Source organism: Rhodospirillaceae bacterium (genome assembly GCA_016712715.1).
In the GTDB taxonomy this organism is placed as follows: domain Bacteria; phylum Pseudomonadota; class Alphaproteobacteria; order Dongiales; family Dongiaceae; genus Dongia.
This window is the reverse complement of sequence record JADJQM010000001.1, coordinates 1,457,412-1,483,759: the sequence shown is the minus strand read 5'-3', so window position 1 is coordinate 1,483,759 and position 26,348 is coordinate 1,457,412. Positions and strand designations below refer to the sequence as shown.

16 protein-coding genes and 4 pseudogenes are annotated in these 26,348 nt (G+C 60.2%); 15 read left to right on the top strand and 5 right to left on the bottom strand.

Going from position 1 to position 26,348, the window contains the following annotated elements:
* Positions 1 to 80: 80 nt before the first annotated feature.
* The 7 genes and pseudogenes from IPK59_07235 (at position 81) to IPK59_07205 (ending at position 4,582) form a co-directional block, all read left to right on the top strand.
* Positions 81 to 1,061 carry a CoA ester lyase gene (locus tag IPK59_07235; protein MBK8158555.1) on the top strand — a complete coding sequence of 327 codons (981 nt, stop codon included), beginning with the start codon at positions 81 to 83 and terminating at the stop codon, positions 1,059 to 1,061.
* 42 nt (positions 1,062 to 1,103) lie between these two features.
* A pseudogene (locus IPK59_07230) lies at positions 1,104 to 2,063 on the top strand (acetyl-CoA carboxylase carboxyltransferase subunit alpha).
* A 7-nt stretch (positions 2,064 to 2,070) separates the two neighbouring features.
* On the top strand, positions 2,071 to 2,421 hold the full coding sequence (locus IPK59_07225; protein ID MBK8158554.1) for a hypothetical protein: 351 nt from the start codon (positions 2,071 to 2,073) through the stop codon (positions 2,419 to 2,421).
* A 93-nt stretch (positions 2,422 to 2,514) separates the two neighbouring features.
* Positions 2,515 to 3,147, top strand: a complete 633-nt coding sequence (locus tag IPK59_07220; GenBank protein MBK8158553.1) for an EF-hand domain-containing protein — start codon at positions 2,515 to 2,517, stop codon at positions 3,145 to 3,147.
* A gap of 171 nt (positions 3,148 to 3,318) precedes the next feature.
* Positions 3,319 to 3,858 (top strand): RNA polymerase sigma factor, encoded by a 540-nt coding sequence (locus IPK59_07215; protein ID MBK8158552.1) that lies wholly within the window; start codon positions 3,319 to 3,321, stop codon positions 3,856 to 3,858.
* Positions 3,855 to 4,136 carry a hypothetical protein gene (locus tag IPK59_07210; protein MBK8158551.1) on the top strand — a complete coding sequence of 94 codons (282 nt, stop codon included), beginning with the start codon at positions 3,855 to 3,857 and terminating at the stop codon, positions 4,134 to 4,136. Before IPK59_07215 ends, IPK59_07210 begins: the two co-directional genes overlap by 4 nt.
* The gene (locus tag IPK59_07205) at positions 4,136 to 4,582 is read left to right on the top strand and encodes a periplasmic heavy metal sensor (GenBank protein MBK8158550.1); all 447 of its coding nucleotides are present in this window, start codon (positions 4,136 to 4,138) and stop codon (positions 4,580 to 4,582) included. Before IPK59_07210 ends, IPK59_07205 begins: the two co-directional genes overlap by 1 nt.
* Before the next feature lie 48 nt (positions 4,583 to 4,630).
* Here the strand turns inward: IPK59_07205 and IPK59_07200 are convergent.
* Positions 4,631 to 8,403 (bottom strand): annotated as a pseudogene (locus IPK59_07200) (indolepyruvate ferredoxin oxidoreductase family protein).
* Here IPK59_07200 and IPK59_07195 point away from each other — a divergent pair.
* Together IPK59_07195 and IPK59_07190 are read left to right on the top strand one after the other, a co-directional pair.
* The gene (locus tag IPK59_07195) at positions 8,350 to 9,048 is read left to right on the top strand and encodes a DUF1345 domain-containing protein (protein MBK8158549.1); all 699 of its coding nucleotides are present in this window, start codon (positions 8,350 to 8,352) and stop codon (positions 9,046 to 9,048) included. The pseudogene IPK59_07200 and the gene IPK59_07195 overlap by 54 nt on opposite strands.
* Before the next feature lie 13 nt (positions 9,049 to 9,061).
* Positions 9,062 to 10,524 (top strand): annotated as a pseudogene (locus IPK59_07190) (phenylacetate--CoA ligase family protein).
* Between the two features lie 3 nt (positions 10,525 to 10,527).
* Here the strand turns inward: IPK59_07190 and IPK59_07185 are convergent.
* Positions 10,528 to 12,310 (bottom strand): annotated as a pseudogene (locus IPK59_07185) (long-chain fatty acid--CoA ligase).
* 103 nt (positions 12,311 to 12,413) lie between these two features.
* Between IPK59_07185 and IPK59_07180 the strand changes: the two are divergent.
* The 3 genes from IPK59_07180 (at position 12,414) to IPK59_07170 (ending at position 16,628) form a co-directional block, all read left to right on the top strand.
* Entirely contained in the window at positions 12,414 to 14,216 is a 1,803-nt protein-coding gene (locus IPK59_07180) for a M3 family oligoendopeptidase (protein MBK8158548.1), read from the top strand.
* An 11-nt stretch (positions 14,217 to 14,227) separates the two neighbouring features.
* Positions 14,228 to 14,974, top strand: coding sequence for a hypothetical protein (locus IPK59_07175; protein MBK8158547.1), 747 nt, complete (start codon positions 14,228 to 14,230; stop codon positions 14,972 to 14,974).
* A gap of 61 nt (positions 14,975 to 15,035) precedes the next feature.
* Positions 15,036 to 16,628 carry an amidohydrolase gene (locus tag IPK59_07170; protein MBK8158546.1) on the top strand — a complete coding sequence of 531 codons (1,593 nt, stop codon included), beginning with the start codon at positions 15,036 to 15,038 and terminating at the stop codon, positions 16,626 to 16,628.
* A 3-nt stretch (positions 16,629 to 16,631) separates the two neighbouring features.
* On the opposite strand, the gene IPK59_07165 is transcribed toward IPK59_07170, so the two are convergent.
* Positions 16,632 to 17,537, bottom strand: coding sequence for a homocysteine S-methyltransferase family protein (locus IPK59_07165; GenBank protein ID MBK8158545.1), 906 nt, complete (start codon positions 17,535 to 17,537; stop codon positions 16,632 to 16,634).
* 292 nt (positions 17,538 to 17,829) lie between these two features.
* On the opposite strand from IPK59_07165, the gene IPK59_07160 reads away from it, so the two are divergent.
* Positions 17,830 to 18,390, top strand: coding sequence for a hypothetical protein (locus IPK59_07160; protein ID MBK8158544.1), 561 nt, complete (start codon positions 17,830 to 17,832; stop codon positions 18,388 to 18,390).
* Between the two features lie 11 nt (positions 18,391 to 18,401).
* Here the strand turns inward: IPK59_07160 and IPK59_07155 are convergent, their stop codons facing one another.
* The gene (locus tag IPK59_07155) at positions 18,402 to 19,439 is read right to left on the bottom strand and encodes a plasmid recombination protein (protein ID MBK8158543.1); all 1,038 of its coding nucleotides are present in this window, start codon (positions 19,437 to 19,439) and stop codon (positions 18,402 to 18,404) included.
* A gap of 189 nt (positions 19,440 to 19,628) precedes the next feature.
* On the opposite strand from IPK59_07155, the gene IPK59_07150 reads away from it, so the two are divergent.
* On the top strand, positions 19,629 to 19,790 hold the full coding sequence (locus IPK59_07150) for a hypothetical protein (GenBank protein ID MBK8158542.1): 162 nt from the start codon (positions 19,629 to 19,631) through the stop codon (positions 19,788 to 19,790).
* A gap of 84 nt (positions 19,791 to 19,874) precedes the next feature.
* Here the strand turns inward: IPK59_07150 and IPK59_07145 are convergent, their stop codons facing one another.
* Positions 19,875 to 21,011 carry an AAA family ATPase gene (locus IPK59_07145; protein ID MBK8158541.1) on the bottom strand — a complete coding sequence of 379 codons (1,137 nt, stop codon included), beginning with the start codon at positions 21,009 to 21,011 and terminating at the stop codon, positions 19,875 to 19,877.
* A gap of 422 nt (positions 21,012 to 21,433) precedes the next feature.
* On the opposite strand from IPK59_07145, the gene IPK59_07140 reads away from it, so the two are divergent.
* On the top strand, positions 21,434 to 26,341 hold the full coding sequence (locus tag IPK59_07140) for a DEAD/DEAH box helicase (protein ID MBK8158540.1): 4,908 nt from the start codon (positions 21,434 to 21,436) through the stop codon (positions 26,339 to 26,341).
* Positions 26,342 to 26,348: the final 7 nt, after the last annotated feature.

Sequence of the window (26,348 nt, the reverse complement as noted above, 5' to 3'; positions counted from 1 at the left end):
TGCAGCGCAAAGGCAAGGATTGACAGCAGCCCGACCCCCGGGCCAATAACAAGTCAACCATCAGGGCAGGAAATGAACAGATGAGCTTCAAGATCGTCGAACAGGCACCCGCGCGTCTCAACCGCAGCGAACTGGCGGTGCCAGGTTCCCAGCCGCAATTATTTGAAAAGGCGGCAAAGTCGGCTGCCGATGTCATTTTCCTCGATCTTGAAGACGCTGTGGCGCCGGACGACAAGGCCCAGGCCCGGAAGAACATCATCCAGGCGCTTCACGATATCGATTGGGGCACCAAGCAGATGTCGGTGCGCATCAACGGCCTCGACACCCATTTCATGTACCGTGACGTCGTTGACGTGATCGAGCAGGGCGGTGAGCGCCTGGACCTCATCATGATCCCGAAGGTTGGCACGCCGGAAGACGTCTACGCCGTCGACATGCTGGTAACCCAATGCGAAGCGGCTGTCGGCCGCAAAAAGCGCATCGGTTTCGAGATGATTATCGAAACGGCCCTGGGCATGCAGAATGTCCATGCCATCTCGGCCGCTTCCAAGCGCAATGAGAGCCTGCATTTCGGCGTCGCCGATTACGCCGCCTCGACCAAGGCCAAGACCACCAATATCGGTGGCGCCAATCCTGCCTATTCGATCCTGACCGACAAGGACGAGAAGGGTGGCCGCGATGTGCATTGGGGCGACATGTGGCACTACGCCATTGCCCGCATGGTGGTGGCGGCCCGCGCCAACGGGCTGCGCCCGGTTGATGGCCCGTTCGGTGATTTTGGCGACGCTGATGGCTACAAGGCGGCCGGCGCCCGCGCCAATGTGCTGGGTTGCGAAGGAAAATGGGCGATCCATCCCTCGCAGATCGGCATGGCTAACGAGATTTTCAGCCCGGCGGAGGCTGAGGTGAAGAAGGCCGAGCGCATCATCGAAGCCATGGCCCAGGCCCAGAAGGAAGGCAAGGGGGCCGTATCCCTGGATGGGCGCCTGATCGATTTGGCTTCTATCCGTCAGGCCGAGGTGCTACTTGCCAAGGCACGTCAGATTTCCGGCGCCAAGTAACATCAGGTTACCGCGGTACCGGCCAGGGAGATAATTGCGAGAATGGCGACCTACCTCGAATTCGAGAAGCCGATTGCTGAATTGGACGGCAAGATTGCCGAACTGAAGCATGTGGCCAATGGTGGCGACATCAACATCGCCGAAGAAGTCGCCAAGCTGCAGGGGAAGACCGAGAAGCTGCTGAAAGCTACCTATGCCAAGCTGACCCCTTGGCAGAAGACGCTTGTGGCACGGCATCCGGAGCGGCCGCATTTCCGTGACTATGTTGCCGCTCTGGTGACCGAATTCGTGCCGCTCGCCGGCGACCGCGCCTTTGCCGATGATCGTGCCATCCAGGGCGGCCTTGGACGATTCCGCGGCCGCCCGGTGGTGATCATGGGTCATGAAAAGGGCAACGATACGCAAAGCCGCGTTCGGCACAATTTCGGCATGGCGAAACCCGAGGGTTACCGCAAGGCGATTCGCCTGATGGAACTGGCAGAACGCTTCGACCTGCCGGTGATTACCCTGGTGGATACGCCGGGTGCCTATCCGGGTGTCGAGGCATAGGCACGTGGCCAGGCGGAAGCTATTGCTCGCTCGATCGAAACCTGCCTCAAGATCAAGGTGCCGCTCGTTTCAGCCATCATCGGTGAAGGTGGCTCAGGCGGCGCCATTGCCTTGGCTGCCGCCAATCACATCATCATGCTTGAACATTCCGTCTATTCTGTCATCTCGCCGGAAGGCTGCGCTTCGATTCTGTGGCGCAGCGCGGAACAGGCCAAGGACGCGGCCGACGCTCTGAAGCTGACAGCAGAAGACCTCAAGCAACTGGGTGTCATCGACGAGATCGTCGCGGAACCGCTCGGTGGCGCTCACCGCGCGCGGGCCGACATGGCGACCCGTCTTGGCGATGCGCTGGAGGCCGCCTTGGCCAAGTTCGACAATCTATCCGGTGACGAGGTGCGCAGCGAACGCCGCCAAAAATTCCTCGACATGGGTCGGCAGGGTTTGAATGCCTGATCGACCCATGCGCACCGCCCGTCGGATCACCTTGACCATGGCTATGGTCGTGGCTGTGGCGCCCGCAATGGCTCAGGATGACATCCTGATGCTCGGCAATGCGGGCGGCATGAGCGGCTTTGAATTTGATAACGCGCGCATGAGCTTCTTCAATGAAGCCGATCGCGATGGCGATTTTGCTCTCTCGCCCGACGAGATAGGCCAGGCCATGGCGCATGGTGGATCGCGCCTGTTCGAGGGCACGGACCTCGATGGTGATGGCGTTATCAGCATCGATGAGTATCTTGAGCACGGCATTCAACTGTTCTCCAGCCTGGATGCCGACGGCGATGGTGTCCTTGGCGAGGACGAGATGTAGTCGTCCAGCCGGCCGCGCAGGGTTCGCCGCCGGCCGCCGTGTAACGTTGTGAAGGAGCCGCAAGGGCGGCACCACATGACGGAGACACTTTCGATGAAAAAATCCAATCGGCTCATGCTGTTGAGCGGTGTCGTTGGCTTGGTGCTGACGGCTGTGACCCCGGCTATGGCCGAGATGGGGCCGTGGGCGAATGCCGACACCAACAAGGACGGCAGCATCGACCGTGCCGAGTTCGATACGGGGCGCGCCACTCATTTCAAAGACCTGGATACGGACACCGACGGGTTCGTATCCGAGGCCGAAATGCAGGCGTTCCGGGACGCCCATCATGCCGAGATGGAAAGCAAGCATGGCGACATGTCGGCGAGGTTCCTGAAGCGCTTCGATGCCGATAGCGACGGCAAGGTGACCGCAGCCGAATGGCCCAAGGATGGTCGCATGACCTTCGCCGAGGTCGATGCGAATGCTGATGGTGCCGTCACGGCCGAGGAACTCGGCATCATGCGCAGCATGCGCGACGGCAAGCCCGGCGATGGCAAAGACGGGCTCGCACGTCTCGACACAGACAAGGACGGCAAGGTATCGGAGGCCGAATGGAATGCTCTGGGCGATAAGATGTTCGCGCGCCTTGACGACAACAAGGACGGCAAGATTGCTAAGGACGAACTGCCTAAGCATGGCAAGCATGGCAAGAAGCAGCCTGGTGTCGAACCGGTTCTGCCCTGAACCCGTTGCCGCTGACAACTGAACAGCCAAGAGACTGGCAAGATGCACGACGGCATGGCCATAATCGCTGCTCGGGACGACCCTGGTCCAAGGACCAGGGTCTTCACCTCCGGAGTGGCCTTGATCTTGTCACCAAGTGATCGACGTGTTGCCAATGATGATTCCGCCGCTATGGCGGATGATGACGATCGCCTGCTTTCCGGCATTGCCGCCGGTGACAGAACCTCTTTCGCGCAACTGCGTGAGCGGCATCTCAACCGGATCTTTTCACTGGCGCTCCGTGTCACCGGTTCGCGCGCCGATGCCGAGGATGCGGCGCAGGAGGCGTTCACCAGGGCGTGGCGCAAGGCATCGACATGGCGGCCGGGCGAAGCCAAATTCTCGACCTGGCTCTACCGGGTGACAATGAATTTGTGTATCGACGCGCGCCGCAAGCCTCGCGCTGACCAGCTCGACCCGGATCTGCCGGTGGTCGATCCGGCGCCTGGCGCTGAATCCGTGCTGCTGGCGCAAGAACAGGATCAACGGGTACGCGCTGCCATGGCAGCGCTGCCGGAACGACAGCGCGAAGCCATGGCGCTTTGTTACACGCTGGGTCTCAGCAATGCCGAGGCGGCGGCAACCATGGAGATTTCGGTGAAGGCCTATGAATCGCTCCTGGTGCGGGCCAAGCGGGATATCCGCGCCAGACTGGAAGGATCGGACCAATGACGCAACGCATGCAGGATGATGAATTCGAGGCAATGCTCGGCCGCGCCTTGCGGATCGAGGCAGCACCTGCCGGCATTGCCGAGCGAATTGGCGCCGGACCGCAGCGCGGCACCTGGCTCATGGCGTTGCTGTCGCCCTCGCGTATGGCTGCCAGCGCTGCCATGCTGTCGCTGGTGCTGGGCTTTGCGCTCGGCTGGGGAAATGCCACCGTGCCTGAAGATACGGATATGGATATTGCGGCGGTGCTCTATGCCGTCAACGATGTTGGAGATTTCTGATGACCCTTTCCGGAGCCAAGGCCAAATGGCTGCTGGGCGGTGCGATTGTCTCGCTTTGCCTCAACTTGTTCCTGGTGGGCGGCATGATCGCCGGTCGGGTGCATGGACCTATGGGTGGGCCTGAAGGCAAAGGTGGCGGCATGGTGATGGCCACTGTGCCGCACGAGCTTAAACCGATCATTCGTGAAAAGCTCAAGGCGCGCGGACCTGATTTCAAGATGGAACGCGACAAGATGCGCGAGATTCGCGTACGCGTTGCCGATGCGCTGGCAGCCGAACCGTTCGATGCGGCCAGGCTCGATGCGGCGCTGACCGAGCTTGAGCAATCCGCCGGGACCATGTTGCATCTTGCACAGCGGGGCCTGTCGCAGATCGCCGCCGAATTGACGCCGGAACAGCGGCAGCAATGGGCGGATGGCTGGCGAAAACTGGGACCGCGTCCCTAGTTGGAGCCGCGGCTTGGCGCCGCCGCGGAACATTCTCGGCAGCTGGAGTTATTCTGCCGCCTGATGCCGGCCGGTAACCGGCGTGGGTTGTGGTGCCTCGAACTTCGAGAGCAAAGCCGCGCGCTGGCTGCCCACACGCGCCATCGCCGCCTCCTTGACATGGCCGAAGCCGCGGATCTGCTCCGGTAGAGCGGCAAGCGCCACGGCGGTCGCATGGTTGGCGGCCGTGAGCTTGCCCAGCAGCGCACCGATCAGCTCTTCATACGCGACGATCATCTGCCGCTCGGTGCGTCGCTCTTCGCTGCGCCCGAAGATGTCGAAGGCGGTCCCGCGCAGGCCTTTCAATCTGGCGAGCAGGCCGAAGACCCCACATCATGCGCGGCCCGAATTCCTGCTTCTTGAGATGACCCGTCACCGCATCGCGCTTGGCCATCAAGGGCGGCGCCAGGTGGAAATGCAGTTCGTAATCGCCGTCGAAGCGGTCGCGGATTTCCTCCAGGAAGCGCCCGTCAGTATAGAGCCGCGCCACTTCATATTCGTCTTTGTAAGCAAGCAGCTTCGCATAGCTCCAGGCGACGGCCTTTGCCAAGGCGTCGCTGCCGGGCATGACGACTGCTTCGGCGGCGGCGACGCGGTCGACCAGCGCCTGGTAGCGCGTGGCCAAGGCCGCATCCTGGTAGTCGGTAAGGTGCCTGCGGCGATGGGCGACGATGTCGGTCAGCGTCTCGGGAACGCTTTCCTCCGCCCGCGCCGGTGCGGCGGCACGTTCCACCGCACCGAGGTCGAGGGCTGCCTGCCGGCCCCAGGCGAAGGACTGTCGGTTGCTCTCGACCGCGACGGCATTGAGCTTGATCGCTTGGTCGATGGCGGCGGCACTCACCGGAATGAGGCCGCGCTGATAGGCATAGCCCAGCATGAACAGATTGGTGGCGATGGAATCGCCCATCAGGGCCGTGGCGATGCGGGTGGCGTCGATGAATTCGATGGCGCTGGCACCGACGGCCTTGGTGAGAATCTGCTTGAGATCGCCGGCCGGGAAATTCCAATCCGCGTCGCGGGTGAAATCGCCGGTCGCAATCTCATGCGTGTTGATCAGCGCCTTGCTTCGGCCCACATCCAATTTGGCCAGCGCATCGAAGGAACCGGAGACGACGATATCGCAACCCAGCAGCAGATCGGCATTACCGGCCGCGATGCGCGTCGCGAAGATATCGCCGGGCTTGGCTGATAGGCGCACATGGCTGAAGACGGCTCCTCCCTTCTGCGCGAGGCCCGCCATGTCCATCACCGAGCAGCCCTTGCCTTCGAGATGGGCCGCCATGCCGAGGAGGGCGCCGATGGTGACGATGCCGGTGCCGCCGACGCCGGTCACCACGATGTTATAGGTGCGCTCGAGGCTCGGCAGCGTCGGCTCCGGGAAATCCGCTGCATCGAGCTTCTTCGGGTGGGGCTTGCGCAACGCGCCGCCATGGATCGTCACGAAGCTCGGGCAAAAACCCTCGACGCAAGAGAAATCCTTGTTGCAGCTCGACTGGTCGATCTGCCGTTTGCGCCCCAGGGCCGTCTCGGCCGGCGCAATGGCAACGCAATTGGACACCTTGCCGCAATCGCCGCAACCTTCGCAGACACGTTCATTGATGAAGGCGCGCTTGGGCGGGTCGACCATCAGCTTGCGCTTGCGCCGGCGGCGCTTTTCCGCAGCACAGGTCTGGTCAAAGATGAGCACGGTGACGCCTGGAATGACGCGCAAGTCGCGCTGCACGGCATCGAGCCGGTCGCGGTGATCGATGCTGGTGCCGCCGGGGAACTGGTTGTCCGATCCGTATTTCTCCGGCTCGTCGCTGAGGATCGCGACGCGCCCCACACCTTCGGCGGCGACCTGCTGGGCCACCATGGCGACGGAGAGCGGCCCGTCCATCGGCTGGCCGCCGGTCATGGCGACGGCGTCATTGAACAGGATCTTGAAGGTGATGTTGACCTTGGCCGCCACTGCCGCGCGGATGGCGAGGAGGCCCGAATGGTAATAGGTGCCGTCGCCCATGTTCTGGAAGACATGCTTGGTCTTCGAGAAGGGGGCACGGCCGATCCAGGTGCCGCCTTCGCCACCCATATGGGTGAAGGTCGAGGTTTTGCGGTCCATCCATTGCGACATGAAATGGCAGCCGATGCCAGCGAGCGCCACGCTGCCCTCGGGCACCTTGGTTGAGCTGTTATGCGGGCAGCCGGCACAGAAGTAAGCGATGCGCTTGATCGGCGGGTTGAAGCCCTTGAGGGCCGCTTCCTTGGCGTCGAGGAATTTCAGCCGCTCGGTGATGCGCGGGCTGGTGAGATAGCGCTCGATCCTCTTGGCGATGACGCGGGCGATGCGGGCCGGCGTCAACTCGTCGGCGGAGGGGAGTATCCACTCGCCGCTCTCGTCGAACTTGCCGATGACGCGCGGGCGGACGTTCTCGTTCCAGTTATAAAGCTGTTCCTTGAGCTGGTTCTCGATGAGGGCGCGCTTTTCCTCCACCACCAGGATTTCCTCGAGCCCCTCGGCGAACTGGCGGATGCCGTTCCGCTCCAATGGCCAGGTCATGCCGACCTTGTAGAGGGAGAGGCCGATCTCGCGGGCGTAATCCTCATCGATGCCGAGGTCTTCGAGCGCCTGGCGCACATCGAGATAGGATTTGCCGCAGGTCACGATGCCGAAGCGGCGCTTAGGCCCGTCGATCACCGCCTGGTTGAGGTTGTTGGCGCGGGCATAGGCGAGGGCGGCATAGAGCTTGTATTTGTGGAGCCGCATCTCCTGCTCGAGCGCCTGGGCGGTGGCGAAGGGCGAGGCGGGGAGGCGGATGTTGAGCCCATCCGCCGGCATGTCGAAATCGGTGGGGATGTTGACGTGGAACCGCTCCGGATCGAGCGAGACGGAACCGGAGCTTTCGGCCGTGTCGGCCACCACCTTCATCGCCACCCAGCAGCCGGAATAGCGCGACATGGCCCAGCCATGGAGGCCGTAATCGAGGATTTCCTGCACGCCCGACGGGTTGAGGACCGGAATCCCCGCATCCATGAAGGCATATTCGCTCTGATGCGCGGTGGTCGAGGATTTGCAGGTATGGTCGTCGCCAGCGAGCAGCAGCACGCCGCCATGCTTGGCGGAACCGGCGAGATTGCCATGGCGCAGCACGTCGCCGCTCCGGTCGACCCCCGGGCCCTTGGCGTACCACATGGCAAAAACGCCGTCATATTTGCTGTCGCCGAACAAGTCGCTCTGCTGGCTGCCCCAGATGGCGGTCGCCGCCAGATCCTCGTTAACGCCGGGTTGGAACTGAATGTGGTGCCGGTCGAGGAAGCTCTTGGCCTGGGTGAGGGCGAGGTCGATGCCGCCCAGAGGCGAGCCACGATAGCCGGTGACATAGCAGGCGGTGTTGAGCTTGGCGCGCTCGTCGCGGCGGCGCTGCATCATCGGCAGCCGCACCAGGGCCTGGAGCCCGGTGAGATAGACACGGCCCGTATCAATTTCTGTATTTGTCGTCGAGCGAGACGGTGGCGAGTTTCGTCAAGGAAGCAGCCTCCACAGGCAGAAGATGGGGCTTCGCGCGGCCCGTTTCCAGCGACGATCTTCCGATTCCGCCACCTTGTCCAGGGACTTGCGGCGATGCTGGCGAAGTAGTTCGATTTGGTCGCGTTGTCGCGGGCGTGATAGCGTGAAATTGCGTGCCGGCCGACAAAACGGCACGACTATTGTTGCTGCAATGCAGTCGGCATGAAGGGCGGAACCAAGGATGTCGGATCAACCGAGCAAGAGTTCCGGGCGCTATGATGTGCTGGGTCCGCATTTTGCCGCCCGGGAGAGACTTCTGGCCGGCGCTGTCGCGGCCGGCGCCGCCTATGCGGTCTTGTGGTTCCAGGGCATTGCCGGTCCGCTGCTGGTGGCGCTGGCGTGGGATTTCGGCGCCGTCATCTACCTGCTGCTCACCTGGGTGATGATGTTGCGCTCGACCACCGAGCATATTGCGCGCCGCGCCCGACTGCTCGACATAAGTCTCGGCGAAATCGTCGCCCTCACGGTACTTGCCGCCGCGTTCAGCCTCTATGCCGCCGCCGGTGTGCTGGGAGCTGCGAAGGCACAGGCGGATTTCAGCAAGGCGCTCTTCCTGGCGGTCGGTGTCGGCACCATCATTCTGTCCTGGTTCTTCGTGCACACCCTGTTCGCGGTCCATTACGCCCATGAGTTCCACGACGAGGACCGTGAGGAGGTTGGCAAGCCCCGCGGTGGCCTGGACTTTCCGGGGGAAAAGCAACCCGATTATTGGGATTTCGTCTATTTCGCGGCGGTCATCGCCATGACCTGCCAGGTCTCGGATGTCAGCGTCGACAGCCGCGCCATGCGCCATCTGGTGACGGCCCATGGCATCATCAGTTTCTTTCTCAACACGGTGATCGTGGCCCTGGCCGTCGGGATCGCCGCCAGCTTGATCTGAGGGACCATCATTCATGAAAGCGCGCGACCATTTCCTCACCACCTCGCTCGATGACTTGCTGACCCCGGGCGAAACCGGCGACGGCTTTGCGCAAGCCCTGGGGCTGCTGCAGCGCGTGGCGGCCGAGGTCCCGGGCTATGGCCAGATCCTGAAAGAAAAGGCGATCGACCCGGCTGCGATCCGCAGCCCGGCCGATTTCGCGCGTCTGCCGCTGCTCGACAAGGCGAATTACATCCGCCGCTTCAGCCAGGACGAGGTGGTGTTCGGCGGCGATCGCGGCCGCTGCGATTTCTACGCAGTTTCTCCGGCTCGACCGGGGAACCCACCTTCTGGCCACGCGCGGCGGCCGACGAATATCCGATCGCCGTCCGCTTCGAGCAGGTCTTCCGCGACATGTTCCGGGCGCATGAAAAGCGCACGTTGGCGGTCGTGTGCTTCGCCATGGGTACCTGGGTGGGTGGCATGTTCACCACTTTCTGCCTGCGCGCGCTGGCCGAGAAGGGATACCGGGTGATGATCGTGACGCCCGGCAACAAGCCTGACGAGATACTCAACAATGTGGCGCGCCTGGCGCCGGATTTTGAGCAGACGGTTCTTCTCGGCTATCCACCGTTCCTGAAGGAGGTGATTGATGCCGGGAGGGCGCGTGGTCTCGATTGGAGTCGATTCAACCTGAAGCTGGTCCTGGCGGGCGAGGTGTTCAGCGAGACCTGGCGCGAATTGGTGGCGGAGCGGGCCGGTGTCGACGACCTCACTCATTTCGCAGCCTCGCTCTATGGCACGGCGGATGCTGGCGTGCTCGCACAGGAGACACCGCTCTCGGTCGCGATCCGCCGGTTCCTTGCCAAGCATTCTGATGTCGCGCAGGAGATCTTCGGCGAGGTCCGCCTACCTACTCTGTGCCAATACGATCCCGCGAATCGCTATTTCGAGGCCGTGGACGGGACGCTTGCCTTCTCCGGCGACAATGGCGTACCGCTCATCCGCTACCACATCGCCGACCGTGGCGGCATCCTGCCCTATGCCGACATGCGGGCACGCTTGGCCAAGGCCGGCTTCGATCCAAAGAGTGCTGGCGTCACGGCACAACGCCGGCAGCCCTTCGTCTGGGTCTTCGGACGCGCCAATTTCACGGTTTCCTATTTCGGCGCCAACATCTTCCCGGAAACGGTGAGCCTGGGCCTTGAACAGCCAGCCGTGCGCGGCTTCGTCACCGGCAAGTTCGTGATGGAGGTGAAAGAGGGGCTTTCAGGCAAGCCGGCCTTTGCACTGGCGGTGGAGTTGGCGGAAGAAGTTGCCAAGTCGGAAACGATCGCAGACGCGATATCGCATTCTGTCATGACCGTCTTACGGCAACTCAACAGCGAGTTTGCGAATTATGTCCCGGGCGATCTACAAAAACCGATCGTGACACTATACGCGCGAGCCGATCCGACCTACTTTCCGGCCGGCGTCAAGCATCGCTACAGTCGGTGAAGCCTAGGTCCGCTCATACAGTTTGGCGATGCTTTGGCCCCATTTCTCACGGATCTTGTGTCGCTTGATCTTCATGCTGGGGGTGAGCAGGCCATTGTCGATGGTGAAGCCTTCCGGCAGCAGGGCGATGCGGCGAATTTTTTCGAGTGGCGACAAGCTGCCGTTTACTCGGTCGACCACGCCAACCAGTGCCTTGTGAAACGCCGCATTGCCGACAAGGTCCGCCAGTTCGGCTTTGCCGCCGTTCCTGGCTGCCCACTCCCGTGCAAAATCCTCATCCGGCACGATCAGTGCCACCAGATGCGGATGCTTGTCAGCATGCACCATGGCTTGGGCAATTTCCGGCTGCAGCACAAGGAAACCCTCTACCCGCGCCGGTGAAACATTATCTCCGCCGGAAAGCACGATAATGTCCTTCTTGCGGTCGGTAATTTTGAGGTACCGGTCTTCGTCGAACTCGCCGATATCTCCGGTGTGCAGCCAGCCGTCGACCACGGCCTTGGCGGTAATCCGGGTCGCGCCAGTAACCGTTCGCGACTGCCCGCGCACCAGAATTTCGCCATCCTCGGCGATGCGGCCCTCGAGCCCTCGAAGATCGGCCCTACCGTATCGATCTTGATCTTGCTCGGCATGTTGGCGCTGATGACCGGCGAGGCTTCCGTCTGGCCATAGCCCTGCAGCAGCCGCACGCCCAGCGCCAGGAAGAACACGCCGATTTCGTAGTTGAGCGCGGCGCCACCGGAGACGAAGGCCTTCAACTGCCCGCCGAACCGCTGCTGCACCTTCCTGCGGACCAGAAGGTCGCAAAGCTTGTTGAGGATCCGCTCGCCGACGCTGAGCGAACCTGGATGTTCATATGCTTTGCGGCCCAGGCGATAGGCGAGCCAGAAGAGTTTCTGCCGCAGTTTCGGTGCTTTGGTGAGACCACGCAGGATTTTCGCGTGGATCGCCTCATAGAGGCGCGGCACCGCCGTCATGATGGTTGGCTTGACCTCGGCCATGTTGTCGACCAGCCGCTCGATGCTCTCGGCATACCAGATCTCGGCACCAATCGAGATGGGCAGGAATTGGCCCGCCGTATGCTCATAGGAATGCGACAGCGGCAGGAACGACAGGAACCGATCGTTACCGAGTCCCACATCCAGCAGCAGGCGATAGGCGCCCTTGATGTTGCAGAGGATCGAGCCATGGCTGAGCATGACGCCTTTTGGTACGCCGCCCGTGCCGGAAGTATAGATGATGCAGCAGGTCTCGTGGCGCTTGAGCGCACTCAGGCGATACTCGATCTCGGCATCGTTATGGCCATAGTCCATGGCCTCGCCCCAGGAGAATTGCCGGAATGGCATCTGCGCCGTCTTGTCTACGGCATCCATGCTGATCAGGAATTTGAGATCCGGCGCCTGCAAGGCAGCCGGCAGCAGGCGATTGGCGATGGCACCGCCGGAGATGATGACCCCCTTGGCCCCGCTATGGGTCAGGATATGACGGTGGTCTTCCGACGTGTTGGTTGCGAAGGCAGGCACGGTGACGGCGCCGGCACTCATGATGGCGAGATCGGCAATCAACCATTCTGGTCGATTCTCCGCGACAAGGGCCACACGGTCGCCCGGCATGACCTGAGGGTCACCAGGCCACAGGCCAGGGCCCGATCTGCCGCGCAGTCTCCGCCCAGTCGGTCGGGGACCCAGGCCGCATCGTTCCGATGGTAGGTGAGGGGCCGATTGCCCAGCTTTTCGGCTTGATCGAAGAACAAGCGCGGCAGGCTTGGAATCCGGTCATAATCCATCTTTCTGGCCGCTCCCCTGGACGGTTGATGGGCGCTTGGCGCGCGCCGCTGAATCCCCATAAAGGGGACCATGACGCAATCGCATGCGAGAGCGAGAAAATTTATGACTGCTGCACCTGCGAAAGCTGTGGATAAAGCCGATCTTGGCCCCCTGCCAAACTGGAATCTGGCCGACCTCTATGCCGGCACCAGCGATCCGGCCCTGGAGCGCGATCTCAAATCCCTGGCGACGCTATCTGGCGAATTCAAGCGCGCCTATGAAGGCAAGCTGGCCGGCCTCAGCGGCGCCGACCTTCTTGCGGCGCTGACAGCCTATGAAAAGATGCAGGACCTCGCCGGCCGGGTCGGCTCCTACGCCCAGCTTGCCTATGCCGGGAACATGACCGATCCGGAACTGGCGCGATTCCAGCAGAACATCTCCGAACGCCTCAACCAGATTTCGGTCGAGACGTTGTTCTTTACGCTCGAACTCAATCGCATCGAGGATTCCGTCCTCGCCAAGCAGCTCGCCCACGGACCGCTGCAACGCTATCAACCCTGGCTCGATGCCGTACGTGCCTTCCGTCCGCACCAGCTTTCCGACGAGGCCGAGCGGCTGCTGCATGAAAAGTCGATCACTGGCCGGCAAGCCTGGAACCGTATGTTCGACGAGACCATGGCGGATCTCCGTTTCGACGTGAATGGCGAGAAGCTCACCAGCAACGAAGTTCTCAACCTGCTGACCGACCGTGACGGCACCAACCGCAAGGCGGCTGCAATGGGTCTTGCGAAGGGTCTCAAGGACAATCAACGCATCTTTGCGCTGGTCACCAACACGTTGGCCAAGGACAAGGAGGTCGAGGACAAGTGGCGCAGCTTTGCGCGACCCGTGTCCTCCCGCAATCTCGCTAACCAGGTCGAAGACGAGGTTGTCGATGCGCTGGTGACGGCGGTGAAGGTCAGCTATCCCAAGCTCAGCCATCGTCATTACAAACTGAAAGCCAAATGGATGGGCGTCGACGCCCTCGATTTCTGGGACCGTAATGCGCCGCTGCCGCGCGATGACGACCGTCTCATCCCCTGGGCCGAGGCCACCAAGAGTGTCCTCGACGCCTATCACGAATTCTCGCCAGAGCTGGCCAAGGTCGGAAAGCAGTTCTTCGACAAGAACTGGATCGATGCGCCGTCACGGCCGGGCAAGGATCCGGGCGCCTTTGCCCATCCGACCGTGCCATCGGCCCATCCCTATCTGCTGCTCAACTATCATGGCCGCACCCGCGATGTGATGACGCTGGCCCATGAACTCGGTCATGGCGTCCATCAGGTCCTGGCCGGGCCGCAGGGCGCTCTGCTCGCCGACACGCCGCTCACTTTGGCGGAAACGGCCTCTGTGTTCGGCGAGATGTTGACCTTCCAGTCCCTGCTCGCGCGCGAGAAGGACCCGGCCAAGCGGCGCATCCTGCTCGCCGGCAAGGTCGAGGATATGCTCAACACCGTCGTGCGCCAGATCGCCATGCACAATTTCGAAACGGTGCTCCATGCCGAGCGCCGGTCAGGCGAGGTGATGCCGGTGCGCATTGCGGAAATATGGTTGGAGACCCAGCGTGAAGCCCTGGGCAGCGGTATCAAGCTCGATAAGGACAGCGCCTATGGCGTCTATTGGTCCTATATTCCGCATTTCATCCATGTGCCTTTCTATGTCTATGCCTATGCCTTCGGCGATTGCCTGGTGAATTCGCTCTATGCGGTCTATCGCGGCGCCAATGAAGGCTTTGCCGAGAAGTATCTCGACATGCTGCGGGCGGGCGGCACCAAGCGGCACAAGGAATTGCTGGCACCCTTCGGGCTCGATGCCGCTGATCCTGCCTTCTGGTCGAAGGGCCTTGGTGTCGTCTCCGGCTTCATCGACGAGCTGGAGGCGATGTGAGCAAGCGGGACCTGATCCCGCGCGAGTTCGAAGATCTCCTGACACCCGCCGGCCGCAGAATTCTGGGCGGCAAGGCGGAGATTTGCGGCGCTTTGGCTGATCCCAGGCGCCGCTTCCTCGCCCTCGACGGCATGATCTCCAAGAGCAAGGCAGAGAGTTTACGCCGCGCGTTGGAGGAGCATCTGCGTCCCTTGCTGTCGCCGATGAGCGATCCGATCCCGCCGGAAACGATCTGGGAGATGAAGCACAATTACGAGGAATGGCTGCCCAAGACGGTGCGCGTCAGCACCGCCTATATTGAGCGCAAGCGTGATGCCGCGTCGCTGCGCGCGCAGGAGCTGGGTGTCGTCGACCTGCTGAAATCGGAAAGTCTGGCGGCGTTTGCCGAACAGCTTGTCGGCCGCAACCTCGACCGCAAGAGCGGTCAGCAGGTTCTCTGCTACGGTCCCGGTGACTATGCCGGTCCCCATAACGATCATCACCCAGAGAATGCGCGCGCGGCCGGCGGCTATCTCGACCTCCATCTCTCCCTTGCTTCGAAGGCAGTCGAGCATCAGTATCTCGTCTACGCCAAGGGCGGGCATTTCACCGAGATGGTGCCGGTGAGCGGCCTTGGCTTCCTCACCATCTATCGGCTGCCGTTCTGGCACTATACGACGCCGCTGCAGGCAAAGCCTGGCAAGGCAGCAAACGCACGGCGGTGGGTACTGTTGGCGACGTATCTTTATGCCAAGGAAGCCAGGAAGAGGTCGGCATAGATCGTCCCACATCTCTGCGCTAGCATCCGGCAAATTTCTCAGAATCGGGTAGGTGATCATCATGAGTGGCGCGGACAGCCAGAAGCAATTCGTCCTCGAATGGGTGGCGAACCACGCGCAGGACCTTTCCGACTGGCACCAGATCATCTGGCACTTTGCCGAGCCCGCTTTTCGCGAATACAGATCCTCCGCCTGGTATGTCGAGAAGCTGCGGGCCGAGGGATTTGAGGTCGAGGCCGGGTCCGGGGGCATGCCGACGGCCTTCATGGCAACTTGGAAGAACGGCAACGGACCCACCATCGCCACCTATGTCGAATATGACGCCGTCCCCGGCAATTGCCAGGCAGCCAGCACGAAACAGGAGCCGCGCAAAGGCCTCTCCAAATATGCGCCCGGTCATACCGACCCGCATTCGGCCCTCGGCATGAGCGCATTCGCCGGAGCGCTTGCGACCAAGGCCGCCATGGAGAAGTACGGCATCACCGGCACGCTCAAGGTTTTTGGTGAGCCGGCCGAGAAGGTCCGCGCATCGAAGCCGATCCACGCCGCCAAGGGCTATTATGACGACCTCGATGCCGCGGTCTCGTTCCATCCCGCCTATATGCTGCCCATGGTCAACACCACGATCTGGGATACGCATTGCGGTGTCGGCTACAACTACATCTATACCTTCACCTGTGAGACACCTCAGGATTGGATCGCGTCGGACAAATACAGCCCGATCCCGCAGAACCATCTCGCGGCCCGCGCGCCCGGTGCCAACGACGCCTTGATGCATTTCTATTCGCTGAACGAAAGCCTGCGCCGCTCCATGCTGCCCTTCACGGGCCTGTGGAGTTTCAACGAGGCGATCCTCACCGCAGGGCAGGCGACCGCCGACAACCTCACGCCCCAGATCTCGCAGATCAATTACATGCTGCGGACTGATTCCGTGGAGCAGGCGGAGATCATCAGCAATGTGATGGACAACAACGCCGCGGCCGCCGCGCTGGCGACCTTCTGCAAATGGAAGAAGACCTGGGTGGCTAAGAGTCGGCCGGGCCTTGCCAATCATGTGATCTCGCAGGCGACCTATGACAATCTGGCGCTGGTCGGCGCTCCGCAATGGGGCCCCGCCGCCATCGAGGTTGCGCAGGAAATGCAGCGCAATCTCGGCCTGGAACCGATGGCGAGACCGTTCCTGCCGGCAACCGAGGAACTCATCTCACCGCAGGAATGCGAGCGCCTGATGCGCAAGCAGATGCCGGAATGGCAGCAATACCTCACCTCGGACGATTACCCCGATTACACCTGGCATTGCCCGACCGTGCGCCTCATCGTGGCGCGGCCGATGCTCTCGGCGCCCAAGGGCTATACCTATCCGGATTGGGTGGCCAACGCCCTGGGCGGCATTCCCGCCACGATCGATCCGATGATCCAGAGCGCCGGCAAGACCATCGCTGCGACCTTGCTCGACCTTTTCACCAAGCCGGATCTGCGCGCGGCCGCCAAGGCCGAGTTCGATGAGCGCACGGGCGGTGGCATCGGCGGCAGCAAGTGGATGGCGCCGTTGCTGCCCAAGGACTTCAAGGTTCCGCACCAATATCGCTGGCCGGAGTACATTACCACCGCGCGCGGCGAGGAATGGACCATCCCCTACCGCGATGATGAGTGACCTCTAGCCGAGTTTTTCCTTGAGCGCCGCGATGTGCTCGGGCCCGATGCCGCAGCAGCCGCCGATGATGTCGGCGCCGCGCTTCTGCCAATCCTCGGCGAAGGCGAGATAGCCCTTGGGATCGAGATCCGTACGGATATCACTCAGCGTGCCATTCGCTTCCTCTTCCTCGTTCCGCGGTGGGAAGGCGTTGGCATAGCAGCCGACCTTGATGTTGGCGCCGAGCCGTTTCAACGTCGCCCTCGCAACGTCGATGGCTGTTCCCATCACTTCCGGCTGGCTGCAATTGAAGAGGAGGGCAGCCGCCCCCAGTTCATGCGCGAGCTCCGCTGCCGCGGCCACGGTCTCGCCGGAGCGGAGGCGCGGATTGGCGGGATCGGGATGTTCGTCGTGCAGGGTGAATGACAGCCACAACGGTTTGGTATCGCCTTTGAGGCCTTTGGCCACTTCGCGGGCTTCATCCAGGGCGCTCTGTGTTTCGGCGAGCCACAGATCGACATGGGGCTTCAGTCCGACGATGAGCGGCATCAACAGGCCCTGCGCCTGCGCGGCATTGAAAAGGTCGGGCCGGTAGGACCCGAAGAGCGGCGGCAGCGACCCCGCAACCAGTACTTTCTTGCCCGAGTCCGTCGCCGCTTGGCGGGCGAGGCGCCCGGCGAGGTCGGCCAATTCCTGGCCCCGCGCGGCAAAACGCGCTTCGCCGATATGGTACGGCACCACCGCGTAGGAATTGGTGGTGATCACCTCGGCGCCGGCCCTGATGAAAGCGGCATGCGCCTGGCGCACAAAATCCGGCCCCTCCAGCAGCGCAAGCGCCGACCATTCCGGCTGTTTGAACGGCGCCCCCATCCGGTTCAACTCGCGGCCCATGCCGCCATCAAGCAGGGTGATATGGCCCGCGTTCGTCATCGGGGAACCTCGTACTGGTCATGTTTCGGGGCGGATTTGGAGCGGGTGAAGGGAATCGAACCCTCGTCGTAAGCTTGGGAAGCCAATTCGGACAACGGCAGATGACGGTGTTCTTCGTTAAGGTATTGAAAATTAACATATACTGTTACCGCTGTTTACCGACTTCTACCTTGAGTTACCGAATTATCTGTCACAAATCGTCACAGAATAATCAAGCGGAGGCTGCTTCTGACAACTATCTCTCCCTTTGAAGCCCCTGCAGTCGCGGGGCAAGCAATCAGGAGACACGCCGATGTTCACGTTTCAGCTTTCGCTTTTTACCATTCTCATTGCTCTCGCCATCATTGCAGCGCTGGTCGCCAGCCTTGCATTTGGCCTCTGGTATCTTTTCAGAATGCTTCGCTTTGGGCAATACAAACAGGCCGTCGCAAGCGGTACCGACGCTCTAAAGGAGGTGACGGCCGAAGCTGCGGAAACTGTCAGGAAGGCGACATCCGACAATAACGACGCTGTGCTTGAACTCGTTCGTCAGCTTCAAACCGTTCGGGAGGGCATCGAAAATCTCGCGCCTGCCGACATTCGGACCGCGCTGGACCGATTGGCAAAACTTCATGCCAAAGACATGACAGAGGGCTATCTCGACCGATTGAAAAAAATGAAAGAGAAGATCGACCTATATCAAATCTGGTTGCGTGCCTTGACCGGTGGCCAAAACGAGCTCAGCCAAGCTGCTCGGCGGGGGTTTCCTGAGGAGATGCCGGAAGACCTCGCGGGACGCATCGAAGGCCTCGTTTCGCAGCGATGGCGCGGTGGAATCAATGGCCGAAAACCAACAACCTCCTATTTGTCCTGATAGATAGCCGGTCAACGGACCAGTTCTCCAACGAGAAAATCCAATTGATCGGCGAGCCGACTCGGCGTTGCCATGCCGAGCCGGCTTAACTCTGCATGGAGTAACTGGGCTTCGTCGAGAATGTCAGTGGCTTGCTGACGATCGGCCTCAGCTTGGCCGGCGACGAATTCCGTGACTTCATGTGCCAACCTTTTTACGGAGCGTTGGACATGGCGGTCGAATTGAATGAGGGTTGAAGCCGCTGGCTGCATCATGCCCAGGAATCGGGCATGTACTCCTGCGGGGACGCCAGCGCCGAATTTGGCGCGTAGCATGCCATTGGGAGAGAGGCGGAGATTGCTAACATCGCGTCGGAGGATGCCTGCGCTGCCGATCCGAAGCGCACGCTGCCGTTCCGCTTCCTGCTTCATGGAAAGACGAAGCCGGGCGGGGTGGATATGGATGGCGCCGGTGACGGAGCGTGGGCGTCCACGAGCGAGGCCAAGAGGAGCCATCGCCGCAGCATAATCATTCTGAAGGGCGGCGAAGGATTTGCGTGATTTGCCAAATGCTTCGCGATGCGAGACTTCGCATTTATCGCGCCCGCCCCGCGTTCGGCGATGGGCGACAGGAACCAGGAAAACGTCAAGGTGGGGAGTTGATTCGTCGAGGTCAAGGCGCCAAGCTGCTATCTGCTGAGGCCATCTTTGATTTATCCAAGCGAGATTTGTGTTCAACCAGTTCTCTAATTTGTCGACTTCGTAGGTGTTGAAAGAGTCCGGCGCATCTGGCCGGAAATACGACGCCGACGCTGTCAACAATAGATGCGACCCAACTGGCGCACCCTTTCGGTTTGTTGCGCCATGATGCTTTCGAACGGCTTCGATGCAGGATCGCAAGTCACGCGGATCGCCGCTCCAATCGGAGCCGTAGCGATTCAATGACGAACGCGACTTGTCGATATGGTCGGTGTCACCACCCTCACGACGACCATGTCGGGCCATAGCCGATACTGCGGACCAGCCTTTCAATGCTTTGACTCTTAAGATTGCGTAAGCCGGGTTCGTCATCGGAGCCTCCGGCAAAGACATATAGAGGCGAAATCTTAGGGACGCTGCCCCTCCGCTCTTCAATCGCTTTCCGCCCACCTTCCTTCGAGCAGGCGGTTCCCCGCGAAATCGGTTTCCGTTTGCCACCCCGTCCTCGCCGGAACGCAACGCCACTGCCGATGCAGTGACGAAGCAATAAGCGAGGAAGACATGGCGAGTCCCTATCTTGAACTTCCAGTAAGAACCTTGGCGGAGGCCGTTGCCGATATTGAGCGCGATCGGTTGGCCACTGCCGGCAACATGGTACAGGACGTGCGAAAGCTGGAAACGGGCGTCAAGGTGAATGAGCCTGAAAAGACAGGAGAAGGTTAAGAGGCGTTACCTACTAGCGTTTTTCATCTGCGATGAAAAACGAGGGGCCGGCCTGCGCCGGCCCCGATCTTGCCCTTGCGGCGCTTAGGCCGCCACCACGTCGTCATTGGCCGGCTGTTCGGCCGGTTCGGGTTTTGCCCCGGTGTTGCCGACGTTGCTCGCGACGATAACAGTCGTAGGGAGTGTCGGCACCAGAGAGACGAGCTTCGACTTTTTGTCGTAATCAAGCTGACGATTCGGCCCCTTCGCCAGCTTGTCCCTGGCGCGTTCGGCGGCGACCCGGCCGGCCTCATCGATGGCGAAGCCCAGGGCCTTTAGGCTGGTGCGGACATCTGACCAGTCCACGGGCTTGGGAATGGCGGTCACGATGTTGAGGATGGCTTGATCGAGCGTCAACGAGGCGGGAACCGCCGAGAGCGGAACTTCGCCGAGTTGCTCAATCATGATGCAGGCGGTTTCCGGATCGCCAAAGCTATCCACGCCGACCACGACGGCTTCGCGGCGCGCAACGAAACGAGCACCGTTTTTGCCACGTCGCATCTTGCCAACTTCGAGGATGGTCAGATCTCCGTCCGACCAGCAATCGAGCCGCACATCCAGTTTGGCATTGAGCGCCGCTGCACCGCGCGGACCGCGACCCTCATCCTTTCCGAAGTGATGCACGAGAAGAATCGCGCATCCGAGCTTCTTGGCGATCCAGCGCAATGCCAGATTGACTTTTCGCATCTCGGTATTGGAGTTTTCTTCAATGTTGCCGAGATAGTCGGCAAGCGTATCGAAGACGATGATCCCGAATTTGAGATTGTTCTTGCTCTCGAAAGCGCGGACGGTTTCGACGAACTGCTTGACCTGTTCGGCATCATCGAACCCAAATCCCTCCTCGCAGTAAGCAATTTGCGAACTCGCGATTTCGTTGTGATGGCCGAGCCATGCCTTTTCCGCAGCCTCGACCGCATCAGGGCCCTCCGCGCAGCAGTAGAGCACGGGGGTCGCGGTGGTCTTCCGGCCGAACCACGGCCTGCCACGCACCACGCTTTGAGTGAGATGGATGACGCTGGTCGACTTCCCGGCGTTCGAACCGCCGACCATCATGGCGATATCGCCGACGCGCAGCACCGCTTGGATGACTGACGTTTCCGTTCGACGCGGCGGTCGTCCGTTGGAGAGATAGAGGTTGTACGACGGCTTGTTGGCCCGTCGCGCTGAAGTTCCCTTCGACATGTGGCTTTCCTTTCGCAGCCAGTTTCCGGCGACGTTGCCGGGTCGCTAAGTGATATTGTTCCGTTTTCGGAACTCGGCTCGCAATTTGGAATTTTTTGCGGTGGAGTGATCAGAACAGAACAGCCCCCTTAAGGGGGCTGTTCTGTTCTGGGTGGTCCAGGAGCCGATTTGGCCGAGAGAGGACGTCGAGGGGTGGGCCGGCAGATCGAGTGGCCTGAGAAATCGCAATAGAGGCACGCCAGGGCACCGAAGTTGCGGCGGCAATAGGGTGGCCGCCGGCAGCCCCAAAAAACGCTCTATCGGGCTCTATTAAGCGAACCGGCTATTAAGGCCGGTAAGTAGGCGGAACGACGCTCCACAAACTTGCCGATCCCTGCTAGATAGAGAGCATCGGGGATCAATCTTCAAGTATAGAGAGCAATATGAGCACCCTCCGCGCGCTCCTAGCCCAGTATCGCGAGTCCGCGAAGTCCGAACGCGAGAAGGGTACCTATTTCGAGCGCTTGGCTGTTGCCTTCATTAAGAACGATCCCGGCATGGCGCAGGAATACGAGGATGCCTGGCTGTTCGCCGAATGGGCGGCCAAACACAGCTACGACGGCAAGGATACGGGCATCGACGCCGTTGCCAAAATCAGGGGCGAGGATGGCCTTTGCGCCATCCAATGCAAGTTCTATCAGGAAGGCTATCGTATCCAGAAAGCCGACATCGACAGCTTTTACGGCGTCGGGCAAAAGCATTTCACCCGCCGGTTGATTATCGACACCACGGATGCGCCGTGGAGCGCCAACGCCGAATCAGCCCTGGATAACCAGAACCCACCGGTTTCGCGCATCGGCTTCGACCGCCTGGAAGAAAGCCCTATCGACTGGTCCGCTTATCTGCTGCGTGACGAAATCAAGCTGGCGGCACCGAAAACGATCCGGCCACATCAGCAGGAAGCCTTGGAAAACGTACAGGCTGGACTTGCGGAAGCCGACCGGGGCAAGCTCATCATGGCGTGTGGAACGGGCAAGACCTTTACCGGCCTGAAAATAGCCGAGGCGATGGCCGGTGCCGGCGGGCGGGCGCTGTTCCTGGTGCCGTCGCTGGCTCTCATGAGCCAGACCATCCGGGAATGGAGCATTGACGCCGCCACTCCGTTGCGACCATTCGCTGTGTGTTCCGACGCTCAGGTAGGTAAACGTCGGAAGGCAAGCAATGATATTGCCGAGATTGAGGCGCATGACCTCGATTACCCGGCGACGACGGATGCCGGAAAGCTGGGTAAGAAGGCTGCAAAACCAGACACAGATCGGATGACGGTCGTATTCGCGACTTATCAATCCATCCAGGTCATTGCCGACGCGCAGAAAATGCACGGTTTGCCCGAATTCGACCTGATTATTTGCGACGAAGCCCACCGGACGACTGGGGCCACCCTGGAAGGCGATGAAGAAAGCAACTTCGTCAAGATTCACAATCAGGATTTCATTGCGGGCCGGAAGCGCATCTATATGACCGCCACGCCGCGCGTCTTCGGTGATGCGGTCAAGAGCAAGGCGAACGAGGTATCCGCCGTCCTTTGTTCCATGGATGATGAAAGCCTCTACGGCAAGACGCTTTTCCAGCGTGGCTTCGGCTGGGCCGTCGAGAACAAGCTGCTGACCGATTACAAGGTGCTGGTGCTGGCTGTTGACGAGCAGATGGTCAGCGGAGGCATTCAGAAACGTCTTGCCGATGAGTCATCCGAATTGAAGCTGGATGACGCGACCAAGATCATCGGTTGCTACAAGGCGTTGTCCAAGACCGGATTGAAGTCGGAACTTCTGACCGATCCAGAACCCATGAAGCGGGCGCTTGCCTTCTGCAGGGACATCGCATCTTCCAAGCTTGTTCAGTCCGAATTTGCCGCCGTCATTAGCGAATACCTGGATTCGGACGAGGGCAAGGAGACGGAAGGTGATGCTAAAACGCTAGAATGCCAGTTGGAGCATGTGGACGGGACATTCGGTGCGAAGGAGCGGAGTCGCCTGCTAGATTGGCTGAAGGAGGATCATGGCAATCTTGCTTGCCGGATCCTCACTAATGCTCGGTGTCTGTCGGAAGGCGTAGACGTGCCGGCGCTCGACGCCATCCTTTTCATGCATCCCCGGAAATCGCAGATCGACGTCGTGCAATCCGTCGGGCGCGTCATGCGCCGAGCCGAGGGCAAGAACATGGGATATGTCATCCTGCCCATCGGCGTGCCGGTTGGGATGACACCAGAAGAAGCCTTGAACGATAATGAACGCTATCGCGTTGTATGGCAGATTCTGAACGCCTTGCGTTCCCACGACGAGCGCTTCGACGCCATGATCAACAAGGCCGATCTCGGTGTCGATGTTTCCGACCATATCGAGGTCATCGCCGTCAGCAACAAACTGCCGAACAAGAAGGACAGCAAAACGGGCAAAGTTGATATCGGCCAGGGTTCCGCCGCTGACACCGACGATAGCCGTGACGAAGCCGCCGACAAGTCCCGGAAATCAGAGGGCCAGGGGGCATTTTACTTCGACGAATTCTCCAAGGCCATCATGGCGAAGATTGTCAAGAAGTGTGGCCGCCGCGACTACTGGGAGGATTGGGCGACCGACATCGCCAAGATCGCCCAGACCCACATCGCCCGCATTACCGCCCTGGTGGACAAGGCCGGAACGCCGGAACGAGCCGCTTTTGAGGGCTTCCTGGCAGAAATCCGGGACGACCTCAATGATAGCATTACCGTGGGCGAAGCCATCGAAATGCTGGCCCAGCATATTATCACCCGGCCTGTATTCGAGGCGCTGTTCGAGGGCTACAGTTTTGCCCGAAACAACCCGGTTTCGGTGGCCATGCAGCAGGTCTTGGACAAGCTGAACGAACACAATCTCGATAAGGAATCTGACAGCCTTCAGAAGTTCTATCAGAGTGTGAAACGGCGTGCCGCCGGCATCGACAATGCAGCGGCGAAACAGAAGATTGTCGTCGAGCTATACGACAAGTTTTTTCGCAATGCTTTCCCGCAGCTGACCGAGCGGCTCGGCATCGTCTACACGCCAGTCGAGATCGTAGATTTCATTATCCGGTCGGTAAATGAAGCGCTGCAATCGGAATTCGGCCAAACGCTCGGCAGCAAGGGAGTTCACATCATCGACCCCTTTGTTGGAACGGGCACCTTCATCACTAGGCTTTTACAATCCGGCCTAATTAAGCCGGAGGAACTTTCGCACAAGTACCGGCACGAAATCCATGCCAATGAGATTGTGTTGCTGGCTTACTACATAGCCGCGATAAACATCGAATCTGTCTATCATTCCATCGCGGGCGGTGACTATGCACCGTTTGAAGGTATCTGTCTGACCGATACCTTTCAACTCTACGAGCAGGAAAGAGATTTAGTCAGTGAACTTATGGCAGATAATAGCAACCGACGTAGCCGCCAGAAAAAACTCGACATTCGGGTGATCATTGGAAATCCACCCTATTCCATTGGACAAAAGAGTGAGAACGACAGTGCTGAGAATCTGACCTATCCTAAGCTCGATAGCCGTATTCGTGACACATATGCGACGAGATCAAAGGCAACTCTCGCAAAGGGCCTCTACGACAGCTACGTCCGTGCTATTCGCTGGGCGAGCGACCGAATCGGTGATGCCGGCGTTGTCGCTTATGTCAGCAATGCCGGTTGGATTGAGGCAAATACAGCCGATGGACTGCGAAAATCCCTAGCGGATGAGTTTGCCAACATCCATGTGTTCCATTTGCGTGGCAATGCTCGCACATCTGGCGAGCAGCGCCGCAAAGAGAAAGACAATGTTTTCGGCCAAGGTACACGCACCCCTGTTGCAATTACCCTGCTGGTCAAGAATCCCAAAGCCGCAGAGCAAGGGCGGGTTCGCTTTCACGATATTGGGGACTATCTCTCCCGCGAGGAAAAGCTGGCCGTCGTTTCACGCCTCGGCAGTACGGGTGGAATAGAGCGCAAGAACGGCTGGCGCGACATCACGCCAGATGAACATGGCGACTGGATTGCGCAGCGTGATAAGAGCTTTGAGGGCTTTATCGCCTTAGGTGACAAGAAAAACGGCGAAGCAAAGCTTTTTGATAATTTTTCAATGGGCGTTGTTACTGCCCGCGACGCTTGGGCATATAACGCCAGTAGAATAGGGTTGGCATCAAACATGGAGCGAATGATCGGCTTCTATAATGCCGAGCGTGATCGCTTCGCTGCTGCGCATCCGAAGGCTGACCGCAAGGCGCGCGAAAAGGCTGTGGATGGATTTCTTAGCACTGATTCCAGCAAGATCAGTTGGACGCGAGCGCTGAAAGGCGATTGGGTCAAGGACAAGCAGTTTTCCTATAATGAGGCGTGCCTAGTTTCGAGCCTCTACCGTCCCTTTACGCACCAGTGGCTCTATTACAATCGCACCTTCAACGAGATGGTCTACCAGATGCCGCGCGTCTTCCCATTAGGTGAAGCATCGGCGGCAAATCTGGTGATCATGGTTAAGCAGCGCCCGCACAAAGGCAGCCAGCTTGCATTGATGATGGACAACATCCCCGAACTGCAAACGGATGGTGGGAGTCAATGTTTCCCTCGCTATCTCTACGACGAGGAAACAGCGGACAGCAACAGCGCTCAGGGAAATCTGTTAACGAAGAAGGCTGCCGGACGTCACCATCGTCGCGACGCCCTCACCGACGAGGGGCTGGCACATTTTCAAGCCGCCTACCCGGGTGAGGTCATCACCAAAGATGATATTTTCTATTACGTTTATGGCCTGCTGCACTCGGAACAATACCGCGAGCAATTCCACGACAACCTCTCCAAGGAATTGCCGCGCGTTCCGGCGGTAAAGAAGGTTTCTGATTTCCGCTCCTTCGTCGCCGCCGGCCGCAAACTGGGCGAACTTCACGTCGACTTCGAGAAGGTGGAACCCTATCCGGTCGGGATCGCGCAGGGCGATTTGCGGCTGGCCAAAATTTCCGACCCGGAGCGCTTCTATCGCGTCGTTCAGATGAAATTCGCAGGCAAGCGCCCGAACCTCGACAAAACCACGGTTATCTATAATGCCAACATTACCATGACCGACATTCCCTTGGCGGCTTATGAATACGTCGTCAACGGCAAACCGGCGCTGGAATGGGTGATGGAGCGGCAATGCGTCAAGACCGACAAGGCGAGCGGCATCGTTAACGACGCCAACCGCTACGCCATCGAAACCGTTGGCGATCCGGCGTATCCGCTGAAACTCTTCCAGCGTGTTGTCACTGTCGGTCTGGAAACAATGAAGATAGTGCGTAGTCTGCCAAAGCTGGAAAGCTTGTGACGGTCAT